26 protein-coding genes and 1 riboswitch are annotated in these 23,486 nt (G+C 40.6%); of the genes, 16 read left to right on the top strand and 10 right to left on the bottom strand.

The window, feature by feature from the left end; genetic code table 11:
- Window positions 1-181: 181 nt before the first annotated feature.
- From AACZ87_RS16700 to AACZ87_RS16720, 5 genes are all read left to right on the top strand, one after another.
- Window positions 182-1,168 (top strand): TRAP transporter substrate-binding protein, encoded by a 987-nt coding sequence (locus tag AACZ87_RS16700; protein ID WP_339868872.1) that lies wholly within the window; start codon window positions 182-184, stop codon window positions 1,166-1,168.
- Between the two features lie 24 nt (window positions 1,169-1,192).
- Window positions 1,193-1,681, top strand: coding sequence for a TRAP transporter small permease (locus AACZ87_RS16705; RefSeq protein ID WP_339868873.1), 489 nt, complete (start codon window positions 1,193-1,195; stop codon window positions 1,679-1,681).
- Window positions 1,681-2,976: a TRAP transporter large permease gene (locus AACZ87_RS16710; protein WP_111610881.1), complete on the top strand. Its 1,296-nt coding sequence runs from the start codon at window positions 1,681-1,683 to the stop codon at window positions 2,974-2,976. The genes AACZ87_RS16705 and AACZ87_RS16710 overlap by 1 nt, the downstream gene beginning before the upstream one ends.
- Before the next feature lie 144 nt (window positions 2,977-3,120).
- A complete protein-coding gene (locus AACZ87_RS16715; protein WP_339868875.1) occupies window positions 3,121-3,324 on the top strand; it encodes a hypothetical protein in 204 nt (67 codons plus the stop codon).
- Window positions 3,314-3,646, top strand: a complete 333-nt coding sequence (locus tag AACZ87_RS16720; RefSeq protein ID WP_339868876.1) for a type II toxin-antitoxin system RelE/ParE family toxin — start codon at window positions 3,314-3,316, stop codon at window positions 3,644-3,646. Before AACZ87_RS16715 ends, AACZ87_RS16720 begins: the two co-directional genes overlap by 11 nt.
- A gap of 194 nt (window positions 3,647-3,840) precedes the next feature.
- On the opposite strand, the gene AACZ87_RS16725 is transcribed toward AACZ87_RS16720, so the two are convergent.
- Window positions 3,841-5,472: an ABC-F family ATP-binding cassette domain-containing protein gene (locus tag AACZ87_RS16725; RefSeq protein WP_339868878.1), complete on the bottom strand. Its 1,632-nt coding sequence runs from the start codon at window positions 5,470-5,472 to the stop codon at window positions 3,841-3,843.
- Window positions 5,473-5,790: 318 nt separating this feature from the next.
- Window positions 5,791-6,672 carry a succinate--CoA ligase subunit alpha gene (sucD, locus tag AACZ87_RS16730; protein WP_339868880.1) on the bottom strand — a complete coding sequence of 294 codons (882 nt, stop codon included), beginning with the start codon at window positions 6,670-6,672 and terminating at the stop codon, window positions 5,791-5,793.
- 286 nt (window positions 6,673-6,958) lie between these two features.
- On the opposite strand from sucD, the gene AACZ87_RS16735 reads away from it, so the two are divergent.
- From AACZ87_RS16735 to AACZ87_RS16750, 4 genes are read left to right on the top strand one after another with little or no spacing between them, the layout of a single operon-like run.
- A complete protein-coding gene (locus AACZ87_RS16735) occupies window positions 6,959-8,134 on the top strand; it encodes an ATP-binding protein (RefSeq protein WP_339868882.1) in 1,176 nt (391 codons plus the stop codon).
- Window positions 8,135-8,136: 2 nt separating this feature from the next.
- Window positions 8,137-8,769, top strand: a complete 633-nt coding sequence (locus tag AACZ87_RS16740; protein WP_339868884.1) for an ATP-binding cassette domain-containing protein — start codon at window positions 8,137-8,139, stop codon at window positions 8,767-8,769.
- Window positions 8,766-10,028 carry an FtsX-like permease family protein gene (locus AACZ87_RS16745; RefSeq protein ID WP_339868886.1) on the top strand — a complete coding sequence of 421 codons (1,263 nt, stop codon included), beginning with the start codon at window positions 8,766-8,768 and terminating at the stop codon, window positions 10,026-10,028. Before AACZ87_RS16740 ends, AACZ87_RS16745 begins: the two co-directional genes overlap by 4 nt.
- A 27-nt stretch (window positions 10,029-10,055) precedes the next feature.
- A complete protein-coding gene (locus tag AACZ87_RS16750; protein WP_339868887.1) occupies window positions 10,056-10,496 on the top strand; it encodes a hypothetical protein in 441 nt (146 codons plus the stop codon).
- 171 nt (window positions 10,497-10,667) lie between these two features.
- On the opposite strand, the gene AACZ87_RS16755 is transcribed toward AACZ87_RS16750, so the two are convergent.
- Entirely contained in the window at window positions 10,668-11,489 is an 822-nt protein-coding gene (locus AACZ87_RS16755) for an aminotransferase class IV (RefSeq protein ID WP_339868888.1), read from the bottom strand.
- Between the two features lie 129 nt (window positions 11,490-11,618).
- Between AACZ87_RS16755 and AACZ87_RS16760 the strand changes: the two genes are divergently transcribed.
- Window positions 11,619-12,038 carry a hypothetical protein gene (locus AACZ87_RS16760; protein ID WP_339868889.1) on the top strand — a complete coding sequence of 140 codons (420 nt, stop codon included), beginning with the start codon at window positions 11,619-11,621 and terminating at the stop codon, window positions 12,036-12,038.
- On the opposite strand, the gene AACZ87_RS16765 is transcribed toward AACZ87_RS16760, so the two are convergent.
- The 3 genes from AACZ87_RS16765 to AACZ87_RS16775 are packed head-to-tail and all read right to left on the bottom strand — an operon-like array spanning window position 12,039 to window position 13,668.
- Window positions 12,039-12,479 carry a cytochrome c gene (locus tag AACZ87_RS16765; protein ID WP_339868891.1) on the bottom strand — a complete coding sequence of 147 codons (441 nt, stop codon included), beginning with the start codon at window positions 12,477-12,479 and terminating at the stop codon, window positions 12,039-12,041.
- Window positions 12,476-13,126 carry an SCO family protein gene (locus AACZ87_RS16770; RefSeq protein WP_339868893.1) on the bottom strand — a complete coding sequence of 217 codons (651 nt, stop codon included), beginning with the start codon at window positions 13,124-13,126 and terminating at the stop codon, window positions 12,476-12,478. Before AACZ87_RS16770 ends, AACZ87_RS16765 begins: the two co-directional genes overlap by 4 nt.
- Before the next feature lie 5 nt (window positions 13,127-13,131).
- The gene (locus tag AACZ87_RS16775) at window positions 13,132-13,668 is read right to left on the bottom strand and encodes a CopD family protein (RefSeq protein ID WP_339868894.1); all 537 of its coding nucleotides are present in this window, start codon (window positions 13,666-13,668) and stop codon (window positions 13,132-13,134) included.
- A gap of 52 nt (window positions 13,669-13,720) precedes the next feature.
- Between AACZ87_RS16775 and AACZ87_RS16780 the strand changes: the two genes are divergently transcribed.
- From AACZ87_RS16780 to AACZ87_RS16790, 3 genes are read left to right on the top strand one after another with little or no spacing between them, the layout of a single operon-like run.
- On the top strand, window positions 13,721-14,128 hold the full coding sequence (locus AACZ87_RS16780; RefSeq protein ID WP_339868896.1) for a hypothetical protein: 408 nt from the start codon (window positions 13,721-13,723) through the stop codon (window positions 14,126-14,128).
- Window positions 14,125-15,123, top strand: coding sequence for a methylmalonyl Co-A mutase-associated GTPase MeaB (gene meaB, locus AACZ87_RS16785; protein ID WP_339868897.1), 999 nt, complete (start codon window positions 14,125-14,127; stop codon window positions 15,121-15,123). The genes AACZ87_RS16780 and meaB overlap by 4 nt, the downstream gene beginning before the upstream one ends.
- Window positions 15,124-15,876: a DUF4163 domain-containing protein gene (locus AACZ87_RS16790; protein ID WP_339868898.1), complete on the top strand. Its 753-nt coding sequence runs from the start codon at window positions 15,124-15,126 to the stop codon at window positions 15,874-15,876.
- Between the two features lie 111 nt (window positions 15,877-15,987).
- Here AACZ87_RS16790 and AACZ87_RS16795 read toward each other — a convergent pair whose 3' ends face one another.
- Together AACZ87_RS16795 and AACZ87_RS16800 are read right to left on the bottom strand one after the other, a co-directional pair.
- On the bottom strand, window positions 15,988-17,037 hold the full coding sequence (locus AACZ87_RS16795) for a DUF5074 domain-containing protein (RefSeq protein ID WP_339868899.1): 1,050 nt from the start codon (window positions 17,035-17,037) through the stop codon (window positions 15,988-15,990).
- Between the two features lie 133 nt (window positions 17,038-17,170).
- Window positions 17,171-19,027 (bottom strand): TonB-dependent receptor, encoded by a 1,857-nt coding sequence (locus tag AACZ87_RS16800; RefSeq protein ID WP_339868900.1) that lies wholly within the window; start codon window positions 19,025-19,027, stop codon window positions 17,171-17,173.
- A gap of 112 nt (window positions 19,028-19,139) precedes the next feature.
- Window positions 19,140-19,354: riboswitch (cobalamin riboswitch) on the bottom strand.
- 99 nt (window positions 19,355-19,453) lie between these two features.
- Here AACZ87_RS16800 and AACZ87_RS16805 point away from each other — a divergent pair.
- The 3 genes from AACZ87_RS16805 to AACZ87_RS16815 are packed head-to-tail and all read left to right on the top strand — an operon-like array spanning window position 19,454 to window position 22,601.
- Window positions 19,454-20,614 (top strand): ABC transporter substrate-binding protein, encoded by a 1,161-nt coding sequence (locus AACZ87_RS16805; protein WP_339868901.1) that lies wholly within the window; start codon window positions 19,454-19,456, stop codon window positions 20,612-20,614.
- Window positions 20,601-21,632: an iron ABC transporter permease gene (locus AACZ87_RS16810; protein ID WP_339868902.1), complete on the top strand. Its 1,032-nt coding sequence runs from the start codon at window positions 20,601-20,603 to the stop codon at window positions 21,630-21,632. The genes AACZ87_RS16805 and AACZ87_RS16810 overlap by 14 nt, the downstream gene beginning before the upstream one ends.
- Window positions 21,633-21,635: 3 nt before the next feature.
- Entirely contained in the window at window positions 21,636-22,601 is a 966-nt protein-coding gene (locus AACZ87_RS16815; RefSeq protein ID WP_339868903.1) for an ABC transporter ATP-binding protein, read from the top strand.
- 127 nt (window positions 22,602-22,728) lie between these two features.
- On the opposite strand, the gene AACZ87_RS16820 is transcribed toward AACZ87_RS16815, so the two are convergent.
- The gene (locus AACZ87_RS16820) at window positions 22,729-23,067 is read right to left on the bottom strand and encodes a type II toxin-antitoxin system PemK/MazF family toxin (RefSeq protein WP_339868905.1); all 339 of its coding nucleotides are present in this window, start codon (window positions 23,065-23,067) and stop codon (window positions 22,729-22,731) included.
- Complete coding sequence (locus tag AACZ87_RS16825; RefSeq protein WP_339868906.1) at window positions 23,054-23,293, bottom strand: hypothetical protein; 240 nt, start codon at window positions 23,291-23,293, stop codon at window positions 23,054-23,056. The genes AACZ87_RS16820 and AACZ87_RS16825 overlap by 14 nt, the downstream gene beginning before the upstream one ends.
- Between the last annotated feature and the right edge of the window lie 193 nt (window positions 23,294-23,486).

Here is a 23,486-nt window from a genome sequence, read left to right on the forward strand (position 1 = left end):
ATTGGTGATTTATCAAAATGGGAAAAATGAGTGCTTAGGTTCATTAATAAAATTTTCTAATTCTGATTTTCAAGAAGAATTACCATTCATCGACCTGACTAAATCGTTTCCGTAAATCGACCCAACATATCAGCTTAGAAAGACCTATTATTGTATAGTATGTTTTATGTTCAATAAACCCATGACAATCAAAAAACTTCAAATTCTTTCCTTATGTATGGTGCTTGTGCTTTTTGTCTCCTGCCAGGCGACAGGGGATAAGCGAATAATCAAGCTCGGTCATGGCCTAGGTATCACCCACCCAGTGCACGAGGCCATGCTCTTTTTGGCAAAAAAAGTTGAGGAGAAATCTGGCGGCAAAATGGTCGTTAAAATTTATCCAAATCAGCAATTAGGCAGTGAGCGTGAGCTTGTTGAACTCCTTCAGATAGGCAGTTTAGGAATGACTAAGGTTTCCTCGGCTGCGTTGGAAGGATTTGCTCCAACTATGCAGGTGTTTGGAATGCCTTATTTATTTAGAGATGATGCGCATCAGCTTTCGGTTTTGCAGGGCGAGATCGGGAAAAAACTTTTGCTCGATCCTCAAAAATATCTTTTGAGGGGGTTGTGCTATTATGATTCTGGGAAAAGAAGCTTTTACACAAAAGATAAGCCTGTGGAAACCCCAAAAGATCTTGCCGGGTTGAAGATCCGAGTGATGGAGTCTAATACGGCTTCCAATATGGTAAAAAGCCTTGGAGGTTCCCCAACTCCCGTTTCCTATGGAGAACTTTACACTGCGTTGCAGCAAGGAATAGTGGATGGTGCGGAAAATAATGCACCGAGTCTCTATACGTCCAAGCATTACGAAGTTTGTAAATTCTACAGCATTGATGAACATACGGCTTTGCCGGATGTGATGATAGTAAGTACCAAAGTATGGGAAAGCTTAAATGAACAGGAACAGCAATGGCTTCAGGAAGCTGCTGATGAATCCGCAACGTACGAATACAAAATCTGGGCAGAGGCTACAGAAGAGTCTTTGAATGAGCTTCGAAAGGCAGGAGTGACGATCAGCTATCCTGATAAGGAGCCATTCAGGGCAGCCGTGGAGTCCATGTATTCAGATCTTAAAGTACAGCAGCCTGAAATCTATAAAATTGTAGAAGAGATTCGCGCTGTAAAATAACCATTAACCCAAAGTAAAAGACTTATGTTTTCACCCCATACCAAGCTAAAACTTGATAAATGGATTGCCCATTTTCTGGTTGTCTTGATGGCACTAATGGTGCTCAATGTAACCTGGCAAGTGGTTTCCCGCTATGTTTTTCAAAGCCCCAGTTCATTCACGGATGAATTGTCCCGATACATGCTAATCTGGGTAGGAATGCTGGGCGCTGCCTATGTTGCTGGGAAAAATGAGCATTTAGCAATTGATATACTCTTAACAAAACTTGACGAGAAGGCCCAGGATAAATTGATGATTTTGATAAATGCCTGCATTTTTATCTTCGCATTGGTAGTTATGGTCATCGGAGGTTCAAATCTCGTGTATCTGACTTTTATATTGGAGCAAAAATCAGCTGTACTTCAGATTCCACTTGCTTATATCTATGGAATCATCCCTTTTAGCGGATTACTAGTGATTTACTACCAAGTAGTCGCTATCAAATTTTTGACAACTTTAAAATCTGCTGTGTAATGGAGGTCTTAAGTGTATTAGTATTAGTTCTTTCCTTTCTATTCTTTTTAGGAATCGGTGTGCCAGTCGCCTGGAGTCTTGGACTTTCCAGTATGCTGACCTTGATGGTTACCGTTCAAACCATGCCAGCAATCACTACCATCGCCCAACGTATGGGAACTGGATTGGACAGTTTTTCTTTGTTGGCTATTCCTTTTTTCATTCTCGCAGGGGAATTGATGAACCGGGGAGGTATTGCCAATCGACTCATTGAATTTGCAAAAGCACTCACCGGCAGAATGCGGGGTGGATTGCTACATGTAAATATTATTGCAGCGATGCTGATGGGCGCGATTGCAGGTTCTGCAGTAGCAGCCGCATCTTCAATGGGTGGTATTCTAGGTAAAAGAATGGAGAAGGAAGGCTATCCAAAGGAACTTGGAGCAGCAGTAAATATCACTTCTTCTACGACTGGTTTGATCATTCCACCCTCCAATGTATTGATCGTTTATTCCCTTGCATCCGGTGGGGTTTCTGTAGCTGCATTATTTGTTGCTGGATATTTACCCGGACTTTTGGTTGGGTTGTTGTTGATGGTGACCGCTGCTATTATGGTACGGGTTCATAAACTACCTGCAGGGGAAGGGTCTTCATTTGGAGTAATCTTGAGCACATTTTGGAAGGCAGTTCCTAGTTTATTCTTGCTGATTGTCGTGATCGGAGGGATAATCGGAGGAGTTTTTACTGCTACTGAAGCTTCTGCTATTGCCGTAGTTTATTCTCTGGTTTTATCACTGATTTATCGGGAATTGAAAGTGAAGGATTTGCCATCAGTATTATTGAAATCAGCGGAAACTACAGCCGTGGTGATGCTCTTGATCGCAACATCCATGGCTATGTCATGGGTGATGTCCAGTGAGGAGATTCCTCAAAATATTTCAAATGCATTATTAGGATTGAGTGATAATATCTTTGTGATTCTTATCATGATCAATCTCCTGTTGTTATTTGTTGGAATCTTTATGGATATGACTCCGGCGGTATTGATTTTTACTCCGATTTTCTTGCCTGTGGTGACAGCATTGGGAGTCGATCCGGTTCACTTTGGTATTATGATGGTGCTTAACCTATGTATTGGGCTTTGTACCCCGCCGGTGGGCTCTATTCTCTTTATTGGGGTAGGTGTCGCGAATACAACCATACAAAAGATCCTTAAACCCATGTTGCCATTCTATGCGGCCATGGTGTTGGCTTTGATACTCATTATGATGTTTCCCGAAATTACGCTTTGGCTTCCAAGAGTATTTGGGGTTTAAAATAGGCAGGTGATTGATGTCCGTTGCCAGGTGTTTAATACAAAACAAAAAACGGCAGTTTAATGACTGTCGTTTTTTGTTTTTAGCTGTTTTGATCTTTGGCTGAAGATTTCCGTAAATTAGAAGTAGCTAAACAATTATATAATGGAATCGATAACAATTGAGATATTAAATCCTAAAGTTAAAAGTATCTTGAATGATTTGGCTGATTTGGAGCTCATATCTATCAAAACCCAATCAAAAAATGAAATGATTGAGAGAATCTTGGATTCTTTTGGTGAAGTTGAAGCTCATGAAAAAGATGGGAAAAAACTTAAGAAAATAGCCGATGTTCTAAATGAGCTTTGAGATTCTAGCGACAGATGTATTTGAGAGAAGTCTTAAAAAAATCGCAAAGAAACACAGATCTATAAAACAGGACATGAATTTGCTAGTTTCTCAATTAATGGAAAATCCAAGATTGGGAAAGCCTCTCGGTAAAGACTGTTTTAAAATACGCCTTGTGATATCTTCCAAAGGAAAAGGTAAAACTGGAGGAGCGAGAATAATCACTTTTTTAAGAGTAACAAAAAGCCAGATTTACCTGCTGGATATTTTTGACAAATCAGAAAAATCCTCCCTATCAGATAAAGAATTGAAGCTTCTGATACGCCAGATTTCAATAAAGTAGAACTGGAAAAACTATTATATCTACTTAATATTTTATGCAATTGAAGACGAAATCATTGTGGTTTATTCAATCTTCAATACTGCTCAAGACCCAGCGAAATGGCCATGGAATAAGCAATAGAATTAATTTTTTACTTTTAGAAACCTTTAGTAATAATCTAAGTTCGCCTTATCCATCCGACATCCGACATCCGATTACCTTTCGACTTCCTTCAGATTCTCAATTTTCTTATTTCTCAAGAAGCCATTGATATCTTCGAAGTGTTCTTTTACTCGCTTATTACCAAATTCAAATACTTTAGTAACTAGGCCATCCAAGAAGTCTCTATCGTGTGATACGATGATCAAGGTTCCGTCAAAAGCTTTCAAAGCATCTTTGATGATATCCTTTGTCTTCATATCCAAGTGATTGGTAGGCTCATCGAGAATAAGCAAATTCACCGGCTCAAGCAAAAGCTTAATCATCGCAAGACGGGTTTTTTCTCCGCCTGAAAGCACTTTTACTTTCTTGTTGATATCATCGCCCTTGAACATGAAAGCTCCCAGAATATCTTTCACTTTGGTGCGAATTTCACCTACGGCGATATGATCAATGGTTTCAAAAATTGTCAAACTTTCATCTAGCAAGGAAGCTTGATTTTGTGCGAAATAGCCAATCATGGAATTGTGTCCCAATTCGCATTTTCCTTCAAAATCGATCTCGCCCATGATGGCTTTGATCATGGTGGATTTACCTTCACCGTTTTTGCCTACAAAGGAAACTTTTTGTCCACGCTCAATGGTCATGGAAGCATTTTTGAAAACAACATGCTCATCGTACCTTTTGCTCATGTCTTCTACGATCACTGGATAGTTTCCAGATCGTGGAGAAGGAGGGAAGCGAAGTTTCAGAGCAGAGGTATCTACTTCATCTACTTCGATAATCTCCATTTTCTCCAGCATTTTTACGCGGGACTGTACTTGGAGCGTTTTGGAATAAGTGCCTTTGAAGCGATCTATAAATCCTTGAATGTCGGCGATCGTAGCTTGCTGCTCTTCGTATTGCTTCTGCTGCTGCTCACGACGCTCTCTTCTGAGCTCTAGGTAATGGCTGTATTTAGCTTTGTAATCGTAAATACGACCCATAGTCACCTCGATTGTGCGGGTGGTAATATTGTCCACAAAGGCTCTATCGTGAGAAATAACCACAACAGCCTTTGCTTTATTCAAAAGGAAGTCTTCTAACCATTGAATCGATTCTATATCCAAGTGGTTAGTGGGCTCATCCAGAAGGATAAGATCTGGCTTTTGAAGAAGGATCTTGGCCAACTCAATTCGCATTCTCCATCCTCCGGAAAATTCTGAAGTAGAACGGGTCAAATCTTCTCTTTCAAAGCCTAATCCTATTAACACCTTCTCTACTTCAGCCTCATAATTCACTTCCTCGATGGCGTAGAATTTTTCACTCAATTCCGAAACCTGCTCGATCAGCTTGTAATATTCATCGGATTCGTAGTCAGTTCTTACAGTCAATTCCTCATTGATTCGCTCGATTTCCGTCTTCATGTTCAGGTAGCTTGCGAAAGCTTTAGAGGTTTCTTCCATCACAGAGCAATCATCAGAAGTAAGTAAGTGCTGAGGCAAATAAGCCACCACAAAGTCTTTCGGAGCAGAAACGGAGCCTAAACTCGGTTTGGTCTGCCCAGCGATGATCTTCAAGAGTGTGGACTTACCAGCTCCATTTTTACCCATCAAGGCGATCTTGTCGGTTTCGTTGATGGCAAAAGAAACATTACTAAAAAGAGTGGTGCCGCTGTGGATGACGCCGACGTTATCTACTGAAATCATAGGAGTGAATTGTGAAGGCGCAAAGGTAAGAAATAGATGATTGAAAAAACTTGTTCGCCGTGGCTAATTGGAAGATTTGAAAATTGGGAAATATTGACGTGCAATTTGAGTTAGGATTGTTGAGTGTAATTTGGCGATTATCTCACGTTATGAAAATTTGACTGCGTCAAGAATCTGAAAATGAACATTAATTTCAAGATTTCCAGTCTTGATACTTGAGTCTTACATCTGGCTTCTAAAAAATAAAAACCGCCCCGAACTAAATCGAAGCGGTTTTTTTAAGCATTGGGCATCAGTCACCAAACACCCAACATATATTTAAGCATTCACACCCAAAGCTTTCGCCATGGTAGCTCCGATCTCCGCTGGAGAATCTACTACGTGAATTCCATTTTCTCTCATAATTCTCATTTTGGCAGCTGCAGTATCGTCAGCTCCGCCGATGATCGCACCAGCGTGACCCATTCTACGTCCAGCAGGAGCAGTTTGGCCAGCGATGAAACCTACTACTGGCTTCTTGTTGCCATTTTCTTTGATCCACTTTGCAGCCTCAGCTTCGTAGTTTCCTCCGATTTCACCGATCATTACGATCGCGTCAGTCTCAGGATCTTCCATTAGCAATTGTACAGCTTGCTTAGTAGATGTTCCGATGATAGGATCTCCACCTATACCGATGGCTGTAGATACGCCTAGACCCGCTTTTGCAACTTGGTCAGCAGCTTCATAAGTCAACGTTCCTGACTTAGACACGATACCTATTCTACCTGTTTTGAAAACGAAACCTGGCATGATACCAACTTTTGCTTCTCCTGGAGTGATTACACCTGGGCAGTTAGGACCGATAAGGGTTGCGCCTCTTTCAAGGATATAAGGCTTAGCCTTCATCATATCAGCTACTGGAATTCCTTCAGTGATAGCGATGATTACTTTGATACCTGCATCTGCAGCTTCCATGATCGCATCAGCAGCAAAAGCCGGTGGTACGAAGATGATTGAAGTATCTGCACCAGTTTTTTGAACAGCTTCTTCTACAGAGTTGAAAACAGGCTTTTCCAAATGAGTCGAGCCTCCTTTACCAGGAGTAACACCGCCGACTACGTTTGTACCGTATTCGATCATTTGCTGTGCGTGAAAAGAACCCTCAGACCCGGTGAATCCTTGTACGATCACCTTGGAATTTTTATTTACTAGTACACTCATGATGCGATTTCTATAGTTTGGCACAAAAATATAATAAACCACCCGCCCACAAAAGAAAAGAATAACATAATACTGGGATTTCAGAGATTCTTTGAGAAACCTCTTGATCTGGGACTGACATGTAGCGGCATTTCTAACGATTGAAATTGCTTTTAGTATCCAAAGATTTGATTTTTCAAGTGAGATTGAGCACTGTTTTCCCAAGCATTTGTGCTTTTTCCATTTGTCAGAGCCATATTTTTTATATTTTCGACTCAAATTAGATCTGCCACCTCCAATACCATCCATGTTTAGCCTCAAAATCTTAATAGTAGAAGATGATGCTGTCTCGGCACTTTTGCTGCAGCGTGCATTAGAAAAAAACAGACACGAAATTCTTGGAATTGCTGATTCAGGGGAAAAAGCATTGGAGATCTTATCGGAAAATCATGCCGATATGGTGATGATGGATATCAATTTGGCTGGTGAGTTGGATGGAATCAAAACGACTGAAATCATCAATGAAATTTATGATATTCCAGTTGTTTATTTAAGTGCGAGCTCTGATGCTGAGACACTTAACAAGGTGGTGGGGACAAATCCAAGTGCGTATGTGATCAAGCCTTTCAATATCCGTGAGCTAAACATGGTGATAGAATTGGCGATTTATAAAGACCATAAAGAGAAGGAGCTCCAGAAGCTTAATAATGAGCTGGAAGAAAAAGTAAAACAACGGACTATTGAACTTTATGATGCCAATCGTGAGCTGACCAAAGCACTTGAAAAGGAAAGGGAAATCAACGAATTGAAGTCAAGAATCGTAATGAACGTTTCGCATGGATTCAAAACACCCTTGACTTCCATATTGAGTTCAGCCCAATTGCTCCAGATTTATGCGGAAAAGGAACATCCTTTTAAACCGAAAATCACCAAGCATGCTTTCAAAATTGAAAATTCAGTTAGGACGCTAAATAATTTGCTGACGAGTGTTCTGTTTTTTGGAAAAGCGGACGCGGATAAGATTGAATACAAGCCTAAAAAGATGTTTTTGGGTGCTTTTGTAAAAGAGGTATTGGATACAGTTAATGCAGGCAAAGAAAATGATGTAAAGATCAAGTCAGAGCTTGTCAATCTTCCCAAAGTAATCACTTCCGACAGTGATCTTTTGTATCAAATTTTTGAAAATCTACTGTCAAATGGTGTGAAATACTCCAAGGATGGTCAGGAAGTAAATTTTAAAATTGAGTTTGAAGACAATAAATTGATCGGAACCATCACTGATCATGGTATCGGAATTCCGCAAGGAGAACAAAGTCAACTCTTTGATCGCTTTTTCAGAGCAAAAAATGTGGGTATAGTCGAAGGTTCTGGCTTGGGGCTTTCTATTGTAAAAAAGTGCATAGATGTTTTAAAAGGTGAAATTAAGTTTGAAAGTAGCACTAAGTCTGGGACAACTTTTAAGGTAGAAATCCCCGTTCATTAACTATGCTTTTTGAATCAACAAACCTAAAATACAGTCATCCTGGACAGCAGACCTTAGCATTTCCAGATATCACGCTTTCTGATGGTGAGAGTCTATTGGTGCTAGGCAAATCAGGCTCGGGGAAAACGACATTGTTGAATTTGCTTGCTGGATTACTTAAGCCGGAAGCCGGCGAAATAATATTGTCCGGTAAGAATTTAGCCAATTTGAAAGGACAGGAGTTGGATTTGTTCAGAGGGAAAGAAATCGGAATTGTTTTTCAAAAACCTCATCTTTTGGCTGCACTAAATGTGAAAGATAATCTTCAGATGGCTCATTTTTTCAGTAAAAAAGAGGGCCAAAATATTGATGAATTACTCGGAGAATTAGGACTGGCAGCAAAAGCTAAATCTTCAGTATTAACTTTGAGTGAAGGGGAAGCGCAGCGTGTCTCAATAGCGAGAGCACTTGCAACTAATCCGAAATTAATTTTGGCTGATGAGCCTACTTCCAGCTTGGATGATGAAAACACGGAGAAAGTAATCAAGCTTCTCAAAACTCAAGCTGCCAAAATCGGTGCTGCCTTAATTATCGTCACGCATGATCAACGTGTGAAATCACATATTCCAAATTTTGTAGAAGTAAAATCACTATGAATTTATTTAAACTAAGTTGGAAATATTTGACCTTCAGACCGCTTTCTACTGGTTTGAATGTGTTTTTGCTTGCACTGGGACTGGCTATAATCACTGTGCTCTTGCTTATTCAAGATCAGTTTGAGAAGAAGATGAACCAAGATGCAGCCGGAATAGATTTGGTCGTCGGAGCAAAAGGTAGTCCGCTTCAATTGATTTTAGCTGGGGTTTATCACATAGATTTTCCTACAGGAAATATACCGATGGAGGAAGCTCAAAAGCTTTCCAGAAATCGTTTGGTGAAAAACATCATCCCTATGGCTTTGGGGGATAATTACCAAGGGTTTCGGATAGTTGGCACCAACCATGATTATCCGGCGCTTTATGAGGCCACCCTTGCTGATGGGTCACTTTGGCAAAAGCCTTTTGAGGTAGTCCTGGGATCTGAGGTTTCGGAGAAGTCTGGCTATAAAGTAGGTGATGAGTTTATAGGAAGTCACGGCATCAGTGTAGGAAGCCATGAGCATGATGCAAATAAATTTAAGGTTGTAGGCGTATTAGATCGAAAAGGCAATGTACTCGACCGATTGATCCTGACGAGTGTGGAGTCAATTTGGTATACCCATGATGAAGGTGAGACAGAGCCTTCTGACTCTACGGCTTCACACGAAGAGCATCTGGTATTAAATCTTCAAGAGGATGTAGCAATCAAAGGTTTCCCAAAAACTATCGAAGCCAGAGAATTGACCACACTTTTGATTCAGTACAGAAATCCTATGGCGGCCATTCAGCTTCCTAGGTTGATTAATTCGGGAACTTCTATGCAAGCGGCTTCTCCATCCTTTGAAATGTCTAGACTCTTCGAATTACTGGGTGTGGGAATTACATTGTTACAAGGTCTGGCGGTTGTGATTATTGGCATTTCCGGATTAGGGATTTTCATTGCGCTTTACAATTCATTAAAGGAGAGAAAATATGATCTGGCAATTCTACGAGCTATTGGTGCTTCCAGAGGGCAGCTTTTACTCCTGATTTTTCTGGAAGGAATAATGCTAACCTTTATGGGTGCAATTCTCGGAATTTTACTTGGTCATACTTTTCTGTCTGTAATTATTTCTCAAAATGAACAAGGCGTAGTTGGGTCTCTTCAGCCATGGATTTTCCTAAAACAAGAACTTTGGATAGTAGTTTATGCGTTAACGGTAGGAGTTTTGGCCTCTATTATACCAGCATTCGCAGCTTATCAAACAAGTATTGCAAAGCAATTAACAAAGGCTTAACTAGCGCCTGATTTAAAACCCGAATATATGAGAACGATAAAAATAGTCCTTCTGGCAGTTGCAGTGATGATTTTGGGACAAGTTTCCCTTTTGGCTCAAAGCACGAATGTTTGGAAAAACCTTACGGAGGTTACTTATAAAATCTCCGAAGATGAATATGGAGAGTTATACGTTCCTGTTTTTTCAGAAAACATCACCAAGATGGAAGGAAAAATAGTGGAGGCCGACGGTTATATCATTCCATTTGAAGGCATGTTCAAACCTGAGCATATTATTCTTTCAAGCTTGCCTCTAGCAGAATGCTTCTTCTGCGGATCTGGAGGTCCCGAGACTGTAATGGAAGTAGATATGGCTTCGCCAATCAAATACACTTCGAATAGAGTACGAGTACGTGGAACCCTGACCTTGAATAGCAAGGATCCTGAGAAGCTGATGTACATTATGAAAAATGCTACATTGGTGAACTAAGAGGGTTTTTAACCACAAGGGCACAGAGGTTTCGCAGGAGGGTGCAATAAGAAAGATTCTACTGTTTTATATGCAATTCTGCTAATAAAGATTGAAAACCAATTTTGGCTTTTTTAAACTTTAAATTTCAAGCTACTTCGGTCACAATTCATCGATCTTCTAGCTTCTAAATCAATAACAAAGCTCTTTTTCCAACTCTCGGAATTTCTCCAACAATCCAAGGGATACAGATCCAGGTTTCCCAGATCCGATTTCATGTCCATCGATTTGAGTTACAGGTAACAAAACCTTAGTTGTACTGGTGATAAAAGCTTCGTCTGCATTCAATGTTTCCTGCATACTAATTGGTCTGATTTGCACATCACCAGCCAGTTTAATCACATGTTTACGGGTAATTCCCATCAATACATGTGCATCTGGAGTACTGATTACTCCGTCCTTTACGATGAAAAAGTTGCTTCTGGAACTTTCACTCAGGTTGCCATTGAGGTGATAAAGCACATCTTCAGCTCCGGCATCTTTCCAGCGCATGCTGTCCCAAACTGGGAAAGCATAATTTGTGGTTTTGATTTCGGCAATTGGGCGCACATATTCCAGTGATAGTAATTTGATCCCTTTATCATATTTCTCTTGAGCTGGGAAAATCAATGATTCTGCGAAGATAAATAGCTTTCCTTTGGCTGGGGAAAAGTGATTTGGAGAAATGCCTCCGCTCAATACCATTCGAATTCCACCCTCTTTCAAGTTGTTTTTCTCAATCAACTCATGAATCACCGCCTTTAATTCAGCACGAGAATACTCCAATGGTAAAAAGGTCTTTTCTGCAGATGCCAAAAATCTGTCCAAGTAGCTATCTAGAAAAAGAGGTTTGAAATTCACAGTTCTGAAAAAATCAAAAATCCCATATCCTCTTATCAAACCTAAATCCATAGGGTGGATACTGGCTTTTTCGGAAGATATAATTTGCCCGTCGGCAAAGCAAAATGGTTTCATAGTCTACGGTGTTTAAGAGCACTTAAAAATAATAGCTCTTGTTGGATAAATCACCTTCCAAACTCATCTTACTTTATACGAATATCTAAAGATTAAATAGTAACTTTGAGGTATAATAGTTAAGTAATTATGAAGAGAACCATTCAGTTTTTGATTTTGACATCATTTTTTATGCTCAATGGCTGTGGCACAAAAGGTCCAAGTGAAAGTGAAATACTTCGAAATGAAGTAATTGCTATTCATGACGAGGTTATGCCAAAAATGGGAATGCTTCAGTCACTTCAAAGGAAAGCACTGGATAAAGCAGGGGAATTAGAACTTGAAAATCCAGTTGATTCGGCAAAAGTATTGGAATACAAGGCAGTTGCCTACGATCTTGATCATGCTTACGATGCGATGTTTGATTGGATGCATCAATATAAATCAAAAGATGACGAACAAACTCAGGAAGAACTCAAAGAGTATCTTGAGGAGCAGATGGTTTTAGTCACAGAAGTCAACGTGGAGGTAAAGACTGCTTTGGAAAAGGCGGAAAAACTGTTGAAGTAATTAGAAATTAGGTTTTTCCTGAAGATATTTTTCCACTTGCTTTGAAGATATTTTTCCTTCTTTCATTCCCCAGATGTTGTAAAGATAGGTGCTGATTTGAGAGATTTCCAATGGGGTAAGTTTTGGACTCGCTGGCATTGGTTGATTATATACTTGGCCATTTACGGTGATTTCTCCTTCCTGTCCATGCTTCATGATCCAGACGGCGCGATGCACACTTTCTTGGAAATAATCCGCATCTCTAAGTGGAGGGATCAATTTACCAAGTCCCAAACCGTCGTTTTGATGGCAATTCCCGCAGTGATTTTCATAAATAGTTTTGCCATCAACTGCATATTTCATCACTTCAGGATCCTCTATTTGCGAAAGGGTATTCTCCTCTGAAGTGTTTTTCGGACTGCATGCTACCGCAAAAAGTAGAATAATCAGGTATTTTTTCATTCTCCCAAAATCTTTGGAATATCCTGCATCAATTGATCCACTTGATCAGTTTTCGTCCCATCATAAACCCCTCTGATATGGCCTTCTTGATCAATCAAAAGAAAAGCGCCTGAGTGAAGAAATCCCCCTGCTTCATTTTGATCTTCTTGTGCGGTGGTAAAATAGCTTGTTTGTCCTAGTTCGTAGATTTTCTCTGCCTCTCCAGTTAGGAAACTCCAAGTCTTAGCATTCTCTATACCCAATTTCTGTGCATAATCTTTTAATACCTCTACTGTGTCATGTTTTGGATCAATGGTGTGGCTTAGAATTTTGAAGTTGGGATTATCTCCAAATTTTTCATACACACGTATCATTTCCTTTTTCATGATGGGACAGATAGTCGGGCAGGTGGTAAAAAAGAAATCCGCTACATATACCTTTCCCTTTACTGATTCATTGTTTATCGTTTCTCCTTCCTGATTGGTGAAGGAAAAATCAGCGATTGTATGATAAACGGTATCCTGAACAACCTTTCCGTCCACTGTTTTTTCATCCACATGCCAATTCCCAAGTTTAGGTAATGGATTGCTCTTTTCTTCTGCAGGTGTGCATTGAGAAAATAAGAGTGAAATCAGAAGAAGCGAAAGGATTGAAAACCTAGTATGCATAATGATTAAGCTTTATTTCTAAATTTTTTGTAAAGTCTGATAGCTAGCATCAGTGTTACTCCAAGTGTGATTAGTCCAGCCAAGCCCCACACCATACTCAGGGTGCTTTTTAACACAATTAAAAATACAATTGCAAAGAGGAGCAAGGTGGAAGCCTCATTCCAAATTCTTAACTGAGTGGAGGTCCATCTAGTTCGGCCAGCTTGCAGTTCTTTGAAGAGTTTGTGGCACCATAGATGATAGCAGTAGAGTAGGAATACAAACCCGAGTTTGGCGTGCATAAAAGGCAACTGTAAGAATTCCATGCGGTGTGTCAAAACCAGCGTGCCAAAGATCAATGTGAGAACTGCGGATGGCCAGGTAATGATATACCAAAGACGGGAAGACATTAAGTCTAGCTGAGGTTTGAGGATTTTTCGCTCCGCTTCAGGGCGTTCCATCGCTTCAGTCTGATAGATGAATAATCGAACGATATAAAATAGCCCTGCAAACCAGGTGACTACAAAAATGATGTGAAGTGCTTTGAGGTACTCGAAAGTCATTCTCGGAATTTTCGGCTAAATTAAGGCCTAATCTTTATAACCGCACTAGTTTTTGAAAAGCTCTAAAATCATTTTCTGGATTATCGCCTTAATCGTGGGCGGACTCGTAGTTTATATCTCCTTGGATTCACTTTCTCAGCCTGGAATGGAGCGATTCGAAGGGAAGTACAAGGAGTTGTCAAGCTTTAGAAATGAGAATAATACAGGGCCGGTGGTACGGGTATATGCGATTAAAGCATTGGATAGTTCTAAAGATTGGATGCGTGAATATGGTGATGCTATGCCACACACCAAATATGGCAGGACAATGGTTTTCTTTTTCAAAGATGAGATTGATCAGGAAATCAAACTTTCCCCAACTGAACCATATTTCATGGAAGCTATGCAGCCTTACGTGATCGCTACCTACCAAAAAAGACCAATGGGCGATGTTAGTTTTACCGATGGTTATCCAAAATGAGAAAACGCTTCACGCTACAGGAATATAAAGAAGGCGTTCTTTCCGGCGATAGAACGAAACTCAGCCAGGCAATTACCTTGGCTGAAAGTTCACTGGAAACAGACCTCAAACTTGCTTCTGACTTAGTTCAGGAGATTTTGCCTTATACAGGAAAGTCAATTAGAATAGGAATCACTGGAGTTCCTGGTGTAGGGAAAAGCACCTTTATAGAAGCCTTTGGACAGGTGCTTGTAGCGCAAGGAAAATCAGTTGCCGTTTTGGCAGTGGATCCTTCCAGTCAAAAAAGTAAGGGAAGTATTCTTGGAGATAAAACCCGAATGGAAAAGTTGGCCGGAGATAAACGGGCCTTCATTCGGCCTAGTCCTACAGGGGCTACTTTAGGTGGAGTGAGTTCAAAAACCAGAGAAGCCATGTTGCTCTGTGAAGCAGCAGGTTTTGATGTGATTTTGATTGAGACAGTGGGTGTAGGGCAATCAGAAACTGCTGTAAAAAGCATGGTGGATTTCTTTCTTTTGCTCATGCTAGGAGGTGCTGGAGATGAGCTTCAGGGGATCAAAAAAGGCATAATGGAAATGGCTGATGGAGTAGTGATCCACAAGGCTGATGGAGAAAACTTTAGCAGTGCTAAGAAGGCAAAATCATCCTATGAAAATGCCCTTCATCTTTTTCCATTAGGAGAAAATAACTGGTCAACTCCCGTGATGACAGCTTCTTCATTAACCAAGGAAGGATTGAGTGATATTTATGAAACAGTTCAGAAGTATGCCAGCCAAATGCAGCTATCAGGATTTTGGGAATCAAACCGTGCTTCACAGAGGTTAAATTGGTTGGATGAAAACCTACAGTTTTTATTAGGGAAATTCTTCATGGAGCACGAGCAAGTGCAGGAATTGCTTCGGAAAAATCGTGCTCGAGTTGAAAATGGTGAACTCAGTCCTTTGTCTTTGGCGAGGGATTTGATCACTACTTTTTTCCAATTCAATGATAGACGATAAATGAAATATCTAGTAATTATAGTAGCATACCTATGTGTAGCCTGTAGCAAACCAACGAAAGTTGAGGAGCAAATTATAGAGCAGCTAGACTTCAGTACCAAAACCTTTACTTCTGAAAGATGCATAGATGACAATTGTGCGAAGGTTGAATTGACTTGGCCAATAGCAGAAAATGGGGCGGCAGCATCTTCAATTAATCAGGAAGTAAGTCAACAATTATTGGCATACTTTCAACAGGATAAAACTTACAATAATCTAGATTCTGCAGCCAAGGAATATTTGGATTCTTACGAGGAATTTAAATCCGATTTTCCAAACGCTCCAGGAAGTTGGGCTATTGAAGTGAATGTAGAGAAGAGTTATGAATCAGACAGCACGCTGAGTTTTAATTTTTCTGAATACAATTTCTCAGGAGGAGCACATCCGAACTCAAGTGTTTATTATATGAACTTTGACAAAACTTCCGGTGAATATCTAAGCATTGACCGAGTGGTTTTGGATAAAAGCAAAATGCTGGAATTGGCGGAACAAGCTTTTCGAAAGTATCATGAAGTGGAGGAAGGAGTTGAACTTAAAGATGATGGCCGATTCTTCTTGCCTGAGACGGGTTTCTTTCTACCCAATGCGATTGGCTATGAAAACGATAAACTCCACCTGACATACATCCCTTATGAAATCGGTCCGTATGCGCTTGGATATACTGAACTGGAGTTTGAGCTGAATGAACTAGAGGGAATTGTGAGAACAAAGTAGACTACAAGAATCTCCCATTTTTAAATCAAAAAAACCGCTGAGAAATCAATCTCAACGGCTTTTTATTACCTAATATCCAATGTTAAATGTTGAATAATGAAGTCGGAAATCCTAATAAACCAAGAACCCAGAAGGTCCTCTTCCTACTTCGAAGCTTCGGACTACAGAACCAGTTTCAGAAAGAACAGTTACAGTTCCGTTACCTTGGAAGCCATTCGAGTTGGCTACATAGATCTGATCTGAGTTGTGGTCATATCCTATACCGTAGAATCCTGAGCCAGTCAATAATTCAGTGGCAGTAGCGTTGCTCCCTTCGATGTCAATATTAACCACTGCATCATTGTAATCAGGCCATCCCGTGCTAGTCAAAATATACATCTCATCATCTCCGTCAAATGCAATTCTACTTGTAGCATCTGCCAAAGGAATTGTATACGTGTTTCCTAAAGTCAAGCTATTCAAATTCACTGTATAGAAAACCACATCATCAGAAGTCACTGCATATACCCAAAGCACATTGCCTTCTGCATGAAATTGCTTCGGTGAAGCCTCAAGATCTAGTGTTGAAACTACAGTTTCTTGAGATGCATCTATGATTTCGATTTTGTTTTCTTCAGAACCAGCGACAATGATGTAATTTCCATAAGAAAAGAGAGCCTCTGGTTTATTCGAAACCTCAATTTTCTTTGAAACCACACCCCCGTCAAGACCATTTACCACAGCAACATAAGAATCTGGAGTGCCATAGTTGTCGTCATAAGGTCCATAATCACTGATGAAAAGCTTGGTGCCGTTCACCGCCAAAGATCTAGGCTGATCCAATTCAGATGCCACAGCACCCAAACTCTTGAAGTCTGCTGGATTAACGATTTCTACTTTGCCGGTATTTGCAACTAAGTACAATCTATCACCTTCAAGGATCATATCTTCCAACAAGCCTGCGAATGGTCGAAGGTTTTCTGCTTCAAAAATATTGGGAAGAAGTTCTTCTGTAGTTGGGTTTAGATGGTAGACTTCACCATCATTAGTTCCAAAATTCCCTTCGTTCATGATCAAAATACCATTGTCGTATTTGCCTAAAGGTTTTTCATCTCCGCTGTCGGAACATGCAAAGGATACTGATACAAGGGCGGCAGCCCAAAATAGTTGGTTTAGTTTCATATGATTATAATTTGTTTTTTAATGGTCAGATAACCTGTCCCGATTTTCCATCGGGAGGATCTCGCATGGTTGATATTCAGCAGTATTTGCTCACTGTGTCATGCCTGTCTGCCTCCTTTAGGCAGGCTCGATTTCATAATAGTATGGATAAGTTAAATTGATAAGATCTTCCAGGCATTGCCCTTAGGTAAAGCACTTGGTAGTCAGTGTCTAGAATATTGTTGATTTGAAAACTTAAAGGAACCTGAAGCTTGCCCGCAGTAAGTTGGTCGTAGCCCAACCCTAAATTGAAAAGCTGAAAGGAGGGCATCAAGCGAGGGTTGTCGGCTGTGACCGATCTTTCTCCGACGAAGTTTGTGGCTATAAAGCTGGTAAAGTCGGATTTCTTTATTTGCACTTTTGCGTTTGCCTGATGCTGTGGCGTATAGGGCAACTGCTTTCCTACTGACTGGTCATTCTCATCTGTTCCTTTGGTAGTCACAGCTTTGGAGTAGGTGTATGATGTGGTCAGCTCCCAATTCCAAGTTCCAATAGCTCCATCTAAACTCCCTTGGTATTCCAGGCCCTGGTTACTGACTTGTTTGATGTTTTCAGGAGTCCAGACATTTCCTTTAGGCAACCAAATGATCCAGTTGTCCACGGACATTTTGTAGTATGTCAGGCTTTGAGTCCAGTTTAAAATTCCCTTTTTATCCCAGGTCAAGCCAATTTCTCCGCTCAGACTTTCCTCTGGAAGCAGATCGGGATTACCTCCGGGATTCCAAAAGCGATCATTGAGCGTCGGAACTTTGAAGCCTTTCCCTAGGGAAGTTTTTAGTTGCAAAGCCTGGGTATTTGTATTCCAAAATCTCCAGTCCATTCCCAGATTTGGAGTGAAGGGAGCGAAAGTCCCTGAATAAACTAATTGGCGCAAGTTTAGCGCAAAGGAAAGGTTATCAGTAGCTGAAAATTTCGTGCTTTGATACAATTCGATGCGTTCATCATCGGCTTGATAAGTGCTTAAATCTCCTTTAGTCAGCGTGTATCTAGCCCCAAGTTTAGAAGTCCATTTGTCGGAAATCTCCTGATCCCAATCGCCCGCTAGAAAGTATTGTGTGCTGTTATTTTGACTGGCATTGAAAAGTTGCTCATTCTTCACGAAGCCTGTTTTTAGATTCCAAACTGACTTTTCTTCAAAATGAAAGAAGTCAATCGCTGCCCGAAAAGCCTGATCTTCCTGTTCATCATTGGTGTTTGATCCCATGACCGGCTGAACTTCCCGATTGGTTTTATTCCACCAAAATGCAGTTTTCAGTTGGTTGTTTGCGTTCAGATTCCACGCCAAATCCTGAACTATTCCGATCTGTTCAAACTGTGCATGATCTTCTTTTACTTCTGGTGTTCCGATTTGCCCCAGGTTTTTGTAAGGGAAATTGTTCTTGGAGAATTCGCGATAAAGCTTGGTTTTACCACTGAAATTTTTCGAAGAAAACCCCGCAAAGGCTGAGGTATTAAACGAACCAAAGCTTCCGAACTGCTGAGAAATGCCAGCTTGAAAGCCTTTCCCAAAATCAGTAGAAGTGCCTAAATGTACAGAACCACCAATAGCTTCATTCCCGAAAAGTGCTCCAGCATTTCCAAACTGAAGACTTACCTGATCGATGGCTGTCACAGGTAAAATTGATAAATCACTTTGCCCAAGTGAAGGACTGTTGATCGGCAAGCCATTCCAAAAAACTGCTGTGTGACCAGCTGAGGTGCCTCGGAATGAAGGAGATGCGATCATTCCAGCCCCGTATTGTCTGACAAAAACCGGAGATTGCTCCTGAAGGAGATCGCCAAGAGAGCGGCCTTGGTAGTTTTCCAAGTCCTTTTTAGTCCAGCTGATTACTTTTTGGCCTTGGGCAAATCTATCTAGAGCAGGAGCATAGACTTCCACTTCGGCCAATTTTACCGTGTCCTGAATAGGGCTAGAAGCCACAAAAGAAAATGCCCAAACAAGCAAAAACATCCCTGATCGAATTAGTTATAAATTCGATTCGGGCTTAGAGAGAAATGGGAAGAAGGGATCGAAACCGAAAAATCGGTTCTGGTACTTTCTTCATTGCTTTTCCTCCGAAAGCACAGAATCAACAGAAATGGGCAGGTCTCCTGGCTCACCGAATTTGCCGCCTTCTCATCCCGAATTGGTTTAGGAACAATGGCATTGTTGACAAATCATTTGCGGAAAAATCCGCTAGGCTTACAGTTGCGGGGACAGCTTTGGTTTTACACCAAATTCCCTTTTAATCCCAAGAGCTCAGATGCGAGATTGAGAACCTATTTCGACCGCAAAAGTAGATTGGGAAAGCGTAGAAAAAAAATCTGTTTGTTGAGAAATTTTGGAAGTGGCGAAAACCCGAGCTTATTTTGGGCTTTAATATCTCCAATTATTTCTGTGAAAAATCAACTATTTGGGCTCTTTATTAGGCTAGTTTTTATAAGTGTAACCTATTCTTTTACAGCGTGTAATACAAATAAAGAAGAGGGGAATACGGAACTGGAAAAAGTAGACTTAACCTATGCTTCAGGATTTACAATTTCCCGAGGAAATAATTTTTGGGAGTTGGAAGTTACTCAGGCATGGTCAGGTGCGGATAAGATCTTTACCTATTTGGTATTGGAAGAAAATGCTGAAAAACCAGCCGGAAATTTCGATGCAATTATCCAGCTTCCAGTGGAAAAAATCATCCTGACTTCGACCACTCATATTCCACATTTGGATATGCTGAACAGCACAGAAAAGTTGATTGCTTTTCCCAATCTAAATTTGATTTCTTCAGAAAATACCTGGCGACAAATTGATGCTGGAAGGGTGGAGGATTTAGGATCGGGTCCCTCTGCAAATACTGAAATGGTCATTGATTTGGCACCTGATTGGATCATGATTTCTACGCTGGGAGATGATTTGAAATACCTGGATTTACTGGCGCAAGCTGAAATTCCTGCGGTAATCAACGGTGAGTATGTGGAGCAACATCCACTTGGAAGGGCGGAGTGGGTCAAGTTTACAGGTGTGCTTTTAGGGAAATATGAAGAAGCAAAAGCTGTTTTTGAAGAGGTAGAAAAAGACTATTTAGAGGCTGAGAAATTGAGCGATTCAATCATCGATTCACTTCGGCCGACAGTGTTAAGTGGGGTTCTTTATCAGGATATCTGGTATGCTCCGGGAAGTGAAAGCTGGGGCGCGAACATCCTCCAAAATGCTGGGGGAAACTATATTTTCTCAGATCAAAAAGGAACCGGCAGTGCACAATTGAATTATGAATTTGTGATTGAAAATGCTCTGGAAGCTGATTTTTGGATTGGGTCTGCAGACTTTTCAGACTTGGAAACAATGGGGAATGCTGAGCCTCGTTACAAAGCTTTTAGGGCTTTTAAATCTGGAAATGTATTTTCTTATACGCAAAAAAGAGGTAGAGCTGGTGGACTTGAATATTTTGAGTTGGGATACATGCGCCCGGATTTGATTCTAAAAGATTTGATCAAAATTCTTCATCCGAACTTACTTCCAGCGTATGAGTTGTATTTTTATCAACAACTCGATGCGAAAAAATAGTCCATTTCTTCTTCTCTCGGCTGCGCTGGTTCTGCTTATTTTGAGCTTTTTGCTCAATGTCAGCTTAGGATCTGTGTCTATTTCTCCGAACGAAATTCTGTCTGGGATTTTTACTGGAGATTGGATCAAAGCATCAAGGGAGCAGATTATAATGAACTATAGACTGCCAAAAGCTTTAGTAGCAATATTAGCTGGAATAGGACTAAGCATAAGTGGGCTTCAAATGCAGACATTTTTTAGAAACCCACTTGCAGGGCCCTTTGTGTTGGGAATTAGCTCCGGTGCTGGATTGGGAGTAGCGATCCTAATGTTGGCAGGTTCTGCCTTTGGATTATCAGCTTTTGGTGGAGCTATTAATCCTTGGGCAATTGCGATTGCAGGCACTTTGGGTGCAAGTTTGGTCTTGCTTACGGTAAGTTTAGTGGCATGGAAAGTAAAAGATAGTATGACACTTTTGATTGTAGGATTGATGTTTGGCTCTGCTGTTTCTGCTATTATTTCTGTTCTTTCTTACTTCTCCGGTGCAGAGGCTTTGAAGCTTTTCACGATGTGGTCCATGGGGAGTTTAGGAGGTTTGGTTTGGGATCAGGTTTGGATTTTAGGTCTGGTGATTTTTATAGGAATCATTCCAGTGATAGCCTCGATCAAGTCCTACAATGGAATGCTCCTAGGTGAGAGCTACGCAAAAAGCATGGGGATTAATCCTGACCGATTGCGATGGCTGATGATTCTCAGTACAGGATTATTGGCAGGAAGTGTCACAGCATTTTGCGGTCCGATAGCTTTTATAGGGATTGCAGTGCCGCATTTGGCAAGGATGGTGTGGAAAACCTCAGACCACAGAATTCTTTTTCCAGCTTCAGCCTTGATAGGAGGGAGTTTATTGCTCTTATGTGATGCCGTTGGGCAGTTGCCAGGATCTGCACAGACCTTGCCGATTAATGCTGTGACCTCACTCGTTGGAGCTCCGATAGTGATAAGCTTGGTGCTTCGCAAAAACTTCAGTAAAGAATTCTAAGCCATGAAGAAGTCATCGATCGTAGGCACTAACCTTAACCTTGGGTACTCCAAAGGCAAGTTGAAAAAGGAGATTCTGAGTGAATTGAGTTTTGAGCTTTTTGCAGGTGAAATGACCTGTTTGCTTGGTCCAAATGGTGTAGGGAAATCAACTTTGGTAAAGGCAATCTTGGGACAATTGAAGCCTTTTGGGGGAGAAGTTTTGTTGAATGAGAAGCCTATTTCTACTTATTCAAACGAAGACTTAGCCAAGCAGCTTTCAGTGGTGTTGACCGAGCCGTTTTTACCTGCAAATATGACGGTAGGGCAATTGGTGGCGATGGGTCGAATTCCACATACAGGTTGGACGGGAAAGCTGGAAGATAAAGACCGAGAAGCAGTTCAGCAGGCACTTTCTGCGACGAAAATTGAGAATTTGCGAGAAGAGCGACTTTCTGAAATATCTGATGGACAGCGGCAAAAAGCACTGATAGCACGCGCGCTTGCTCAAGATGGAAAGGTGATGGTATTGGATGAGCCGACTGCTCATCTGGATTTGGTGAACCGATATGAAATCATGCATCTGCTTCAGGAGATCGCCAAAACTCAAGGTAAATCAATTCTTGTGGTCACCCATGATTTGGAGATTGCATTGGAGACAGCAGACCGATTCTGGTTGTTGAACTGTGGTACGCCACTAATCTCAGGATTGCCGGAAGATTTGGTGATTTCCGGTGAAATCAATCAGCTATTGCATGGAAAGAAATTTCATTTCAGCGTAGAAAAAGGGAGAATTGAATCTAAGGTCCAAGATTTGAAATTTGAAATTTCAGGTCCCGAGGATCTCGCTGGTTGGATTTCAAAAGCACTTGAAAAGGCTGGGATAAATGGATTGGCAGGAGCTATTGAGGTTAGCAGAGATCCGTTTTCTATAAGTTACAAGGGATGTATTTATAACACTGTGGAGGAATTTCTAATGGCTAACCTTTGAAGTGTCATTTCGAAAGTGGTACAATTGAGAAATCTCTTCGAAGGTTTAGAAGTTTTTTAAATATCAAATGATGAATGGCTAATGATGAATTTTGAAGTTTTGAAGACTGGTGATTTTTTCCATTAATCTAAAAATCCAAAATAGCCTTCACCTTACTTCTTAGCTCAGTAATTTCCTTTTGACCTAAGTCTCCTAGCTTCTCCAGAAATCTCCGATTGTCCAAAGCTCTGATTTGATCCATAAGAATTTCAGAGTCTTTTTCTAGACCAAAATTCCCTTCAGATATCCGCACTCGAAGTATATTTTTCTTAGCAGTAACCTGCGTAGTGAGTGGGCAAACAAGTGTAGAAGGGTGATCAACTTGATTGAGGAGATTTGTTTGAATGACTATAACTGGCCTAATCTTTCCTGGCTCAGTTCCTTTGGAAGGATTCAAATTGGCAAGCCATAGTTCAAATTGCTTCATCTTCTTCGATTAAAGCATCAAATTCAGCCATGATTTCAGATGAACTTTCCTTGCTTAAGTCAGAAGCTTCAGCAAATTCGGTACTCAATGTCTTTCGCTTTTGATACCTGTTATAGAATTCGAGTGCTTGATTAATATACCTGTTCCTCGCAATCTTTTTATCCTTAATAATTGCCTCCGTTTCTTCGAAGACCTCCAAGTCAAGTTTTAAAGAGAGTGTTTTCATGTGTTTATAATTTGATATTTAAAGGCCATATGGAATCTTTGACGATTTCATAACCATTAGTATATACTATAAATGTATACTATTTTTGAATAGTTCCTTTTATTTAGCGATTCGATTTTACAAATCGTCTTGCATGAAAAAGCTAATCTAAATCCCCTCAAAACTCATTAATTACATAGTGGGACTATGATTA

It is taken from the genome of uncultured Algoriphagus sp., from assembly GCF_963974365.1.
Lineage (GTDB): Bacteria > Bacteroidota > Bacteroidia > Cytophagales > Cyclobacteriaceae > Algoriphagus.

What these genes read in the sequence shown, in the direction of transcription:
- AACZ87_RS16740 (WP_339868884.1), top strand. Translation starts at nt 8,137, where the DNA reads ATGCTTTTTGAATCAACAAACCTAAAATACAGTCATCCTGGACAGCAG.
- AACZ87_RS16750 (WP_339868887.1), top strand. Translation starts at nt 10,056, where the DNA reads ATGAGAACGATAAAAATAGTCCTTCTGGCAGTTGCAGTGATGATTTTG.
- sucD (WP_339868880.1), bottom strand. Translation starts at nt 6,672, where the DNA reads ATGAGTGTACTAGTAAATAAAAATTCCAAGGTGATCGTACAAGGATTC.
- AACZ87_RS16710 (WP_111610881.1), top strand. Translation starts at nt 1,681, where the DNA reads ATGGAGGTCTTAAGTGTATTAGTATTAGTTCTTTCCTTTCTATTCTTT.
- AACZ87_RS16700 (WP_339868872.1), top strand. Translation starts at nt 182, where the DNA reads ATGACAATCAAAAAACTTCAAATTCTTTCCTTATGTATGGTGCTTGTG.
- AACZ87_RS16705 (WP_339868873.1), top strand. Translation starts at nt 1,193, where the DNA reads ATGTTTTCACCCCATACCAAGCTAAAACTTGATAAATGGATTGCCCAT.
- AACZ87_RS16800 (WP_339868900.1), bottom strand. Translation starts at nt 19,027, where the DNA reads ATGTTTTTGCTTGTTTGGGCATTTTCTTTTGTGGCTTCTAGCCCTATT.
- AACZ87_RS16825 (WP_339868906.1), bottom strand. Translation starts at nt 23,293, where the DNA reads ATGAAAACACTCTCTTTAAAACTTGACTTGGAGGTCTTCGAAGAAACG.
- meaB (WP_339868897.1), top strand. Translation starts at nt 14,125, where the DNA reads ATGAGAAAACGCTTCACGCTACAGGAATATAAAGAAGGCGTTCTTTCC.
- AACZ87_RS16720 (WP_339868876.1), top strand. Translation starts at nt 3,314, where the DNA reads ATGAGCTTTGAGATTCTAGCGACAGATGTATTTGAGAGAAGTCTTAAA.
- AACZ87_RS16815 (WP_339868903.1), top strand. Translation starts at nt 21,636, where the DNA reads ATGAAGAAGTCATCGATCGTAGGCACTAACCTTAACCTTGGGTACTCC.
- AACZ87_RS16755 (WP_339868888.1), bottom strand. Translation starts at nt 11,489, where the DNA reads ATGAAACCATTTTGCTTTGCCGACGGGCAAATTATATCTTCCGAAAAA.
- AACZ87_RS16790 (WP_339868898.1), top strand. Translation starts at nt 15,124, where the DNA reads ATGAAATATCTAGTAATTATAGTAGCATACCTATGTGTAGCCTGTAGC.
- AACZ87_RS16735 (WP_339868882.1), top strand. Translation starts at nt 6,959, where the DNA reads ATGTTTAGCCTCAAAATCTTAATAGTAGAAGATGATGCTGTCTCGGCA.
- AACZ87_RS16715 (WP_339868875.1), top strand. Translation starts at nt 3,121, where the DNA reads ATGGAATCGATAACAATTGAGATATTAAATCCTAAAGTTAAAAGTATC.
- AACZ87_RS16760 (WP_339868889.1), top strand. Translation starts at nt 11,619, where the DNA reads ATGAAGAGAACCATTCAGTTTTTGATTTTGACATCATTTTTTATGCTC.
- AACZ87_RS16745 (WP_339868886.1), top strand. Translation starts at nt 8,766, where the DNA reads ATGAATTTATTTAAACTAAGTTGGAAATATTTGACCTTCAGACCGCTT.
- AACZ87_RS16775 (WP_339868894.1), bottom strand. Translation starts at nt 13,668, where the DNA reads ATGACTTTCGAGTACCTCAAAGCACTTCACATCATTTTTGTAGTCACC.
- AACZ87_RS16725 (WP_339868878.1), bottom strand. Translation starts at nt 5,472, where the DNA reads ATGATTTCAGTAGATAACGTCGGCGTCATCCACAGCGGCACCACTCTT.
- AACZ87_RS16765 (WP_339868891.1), bottom strand. Translation starts at nt 12,479, where the DNA reads ATGAAAAAATACCTGATTATTCTACTTTTTGCGGTAGCATGCAGTCCG.
- AACZ87_RS16810 (WP_339868902.1), top strand. Translation starts at nt 20,601, where the DNA reads ATGCGAAAAAATAGTCCATTTCTTCTTCTCTCGGCTGCGCTGGTTCTG.
- AACZ87_RS16795 (WP_339868899.1), bottom strand. Translation starts at nt 17,037, where the DNA reads ATGAAACTAAACCAACTATTTTGGGCTGCCGCCCTTGTATCAGTATCC.
- AACZ87_RS16770 (WP_339868893.1), bottom strand. Translation starts at nt 13,126, where the DNA reads ATGCATACTAGGTTTTCAATCCTTTCGCTTCTTCTGATTTCACTCTTA.
- AACZ87_RS16820 (WP_339868905.1), bottom strand. Translation starts at nt 23,067, where the DNA reads ATGAAGCAATTTGAACTATGGCTTGCCAATTTGAATCCTTCCAAAGGA.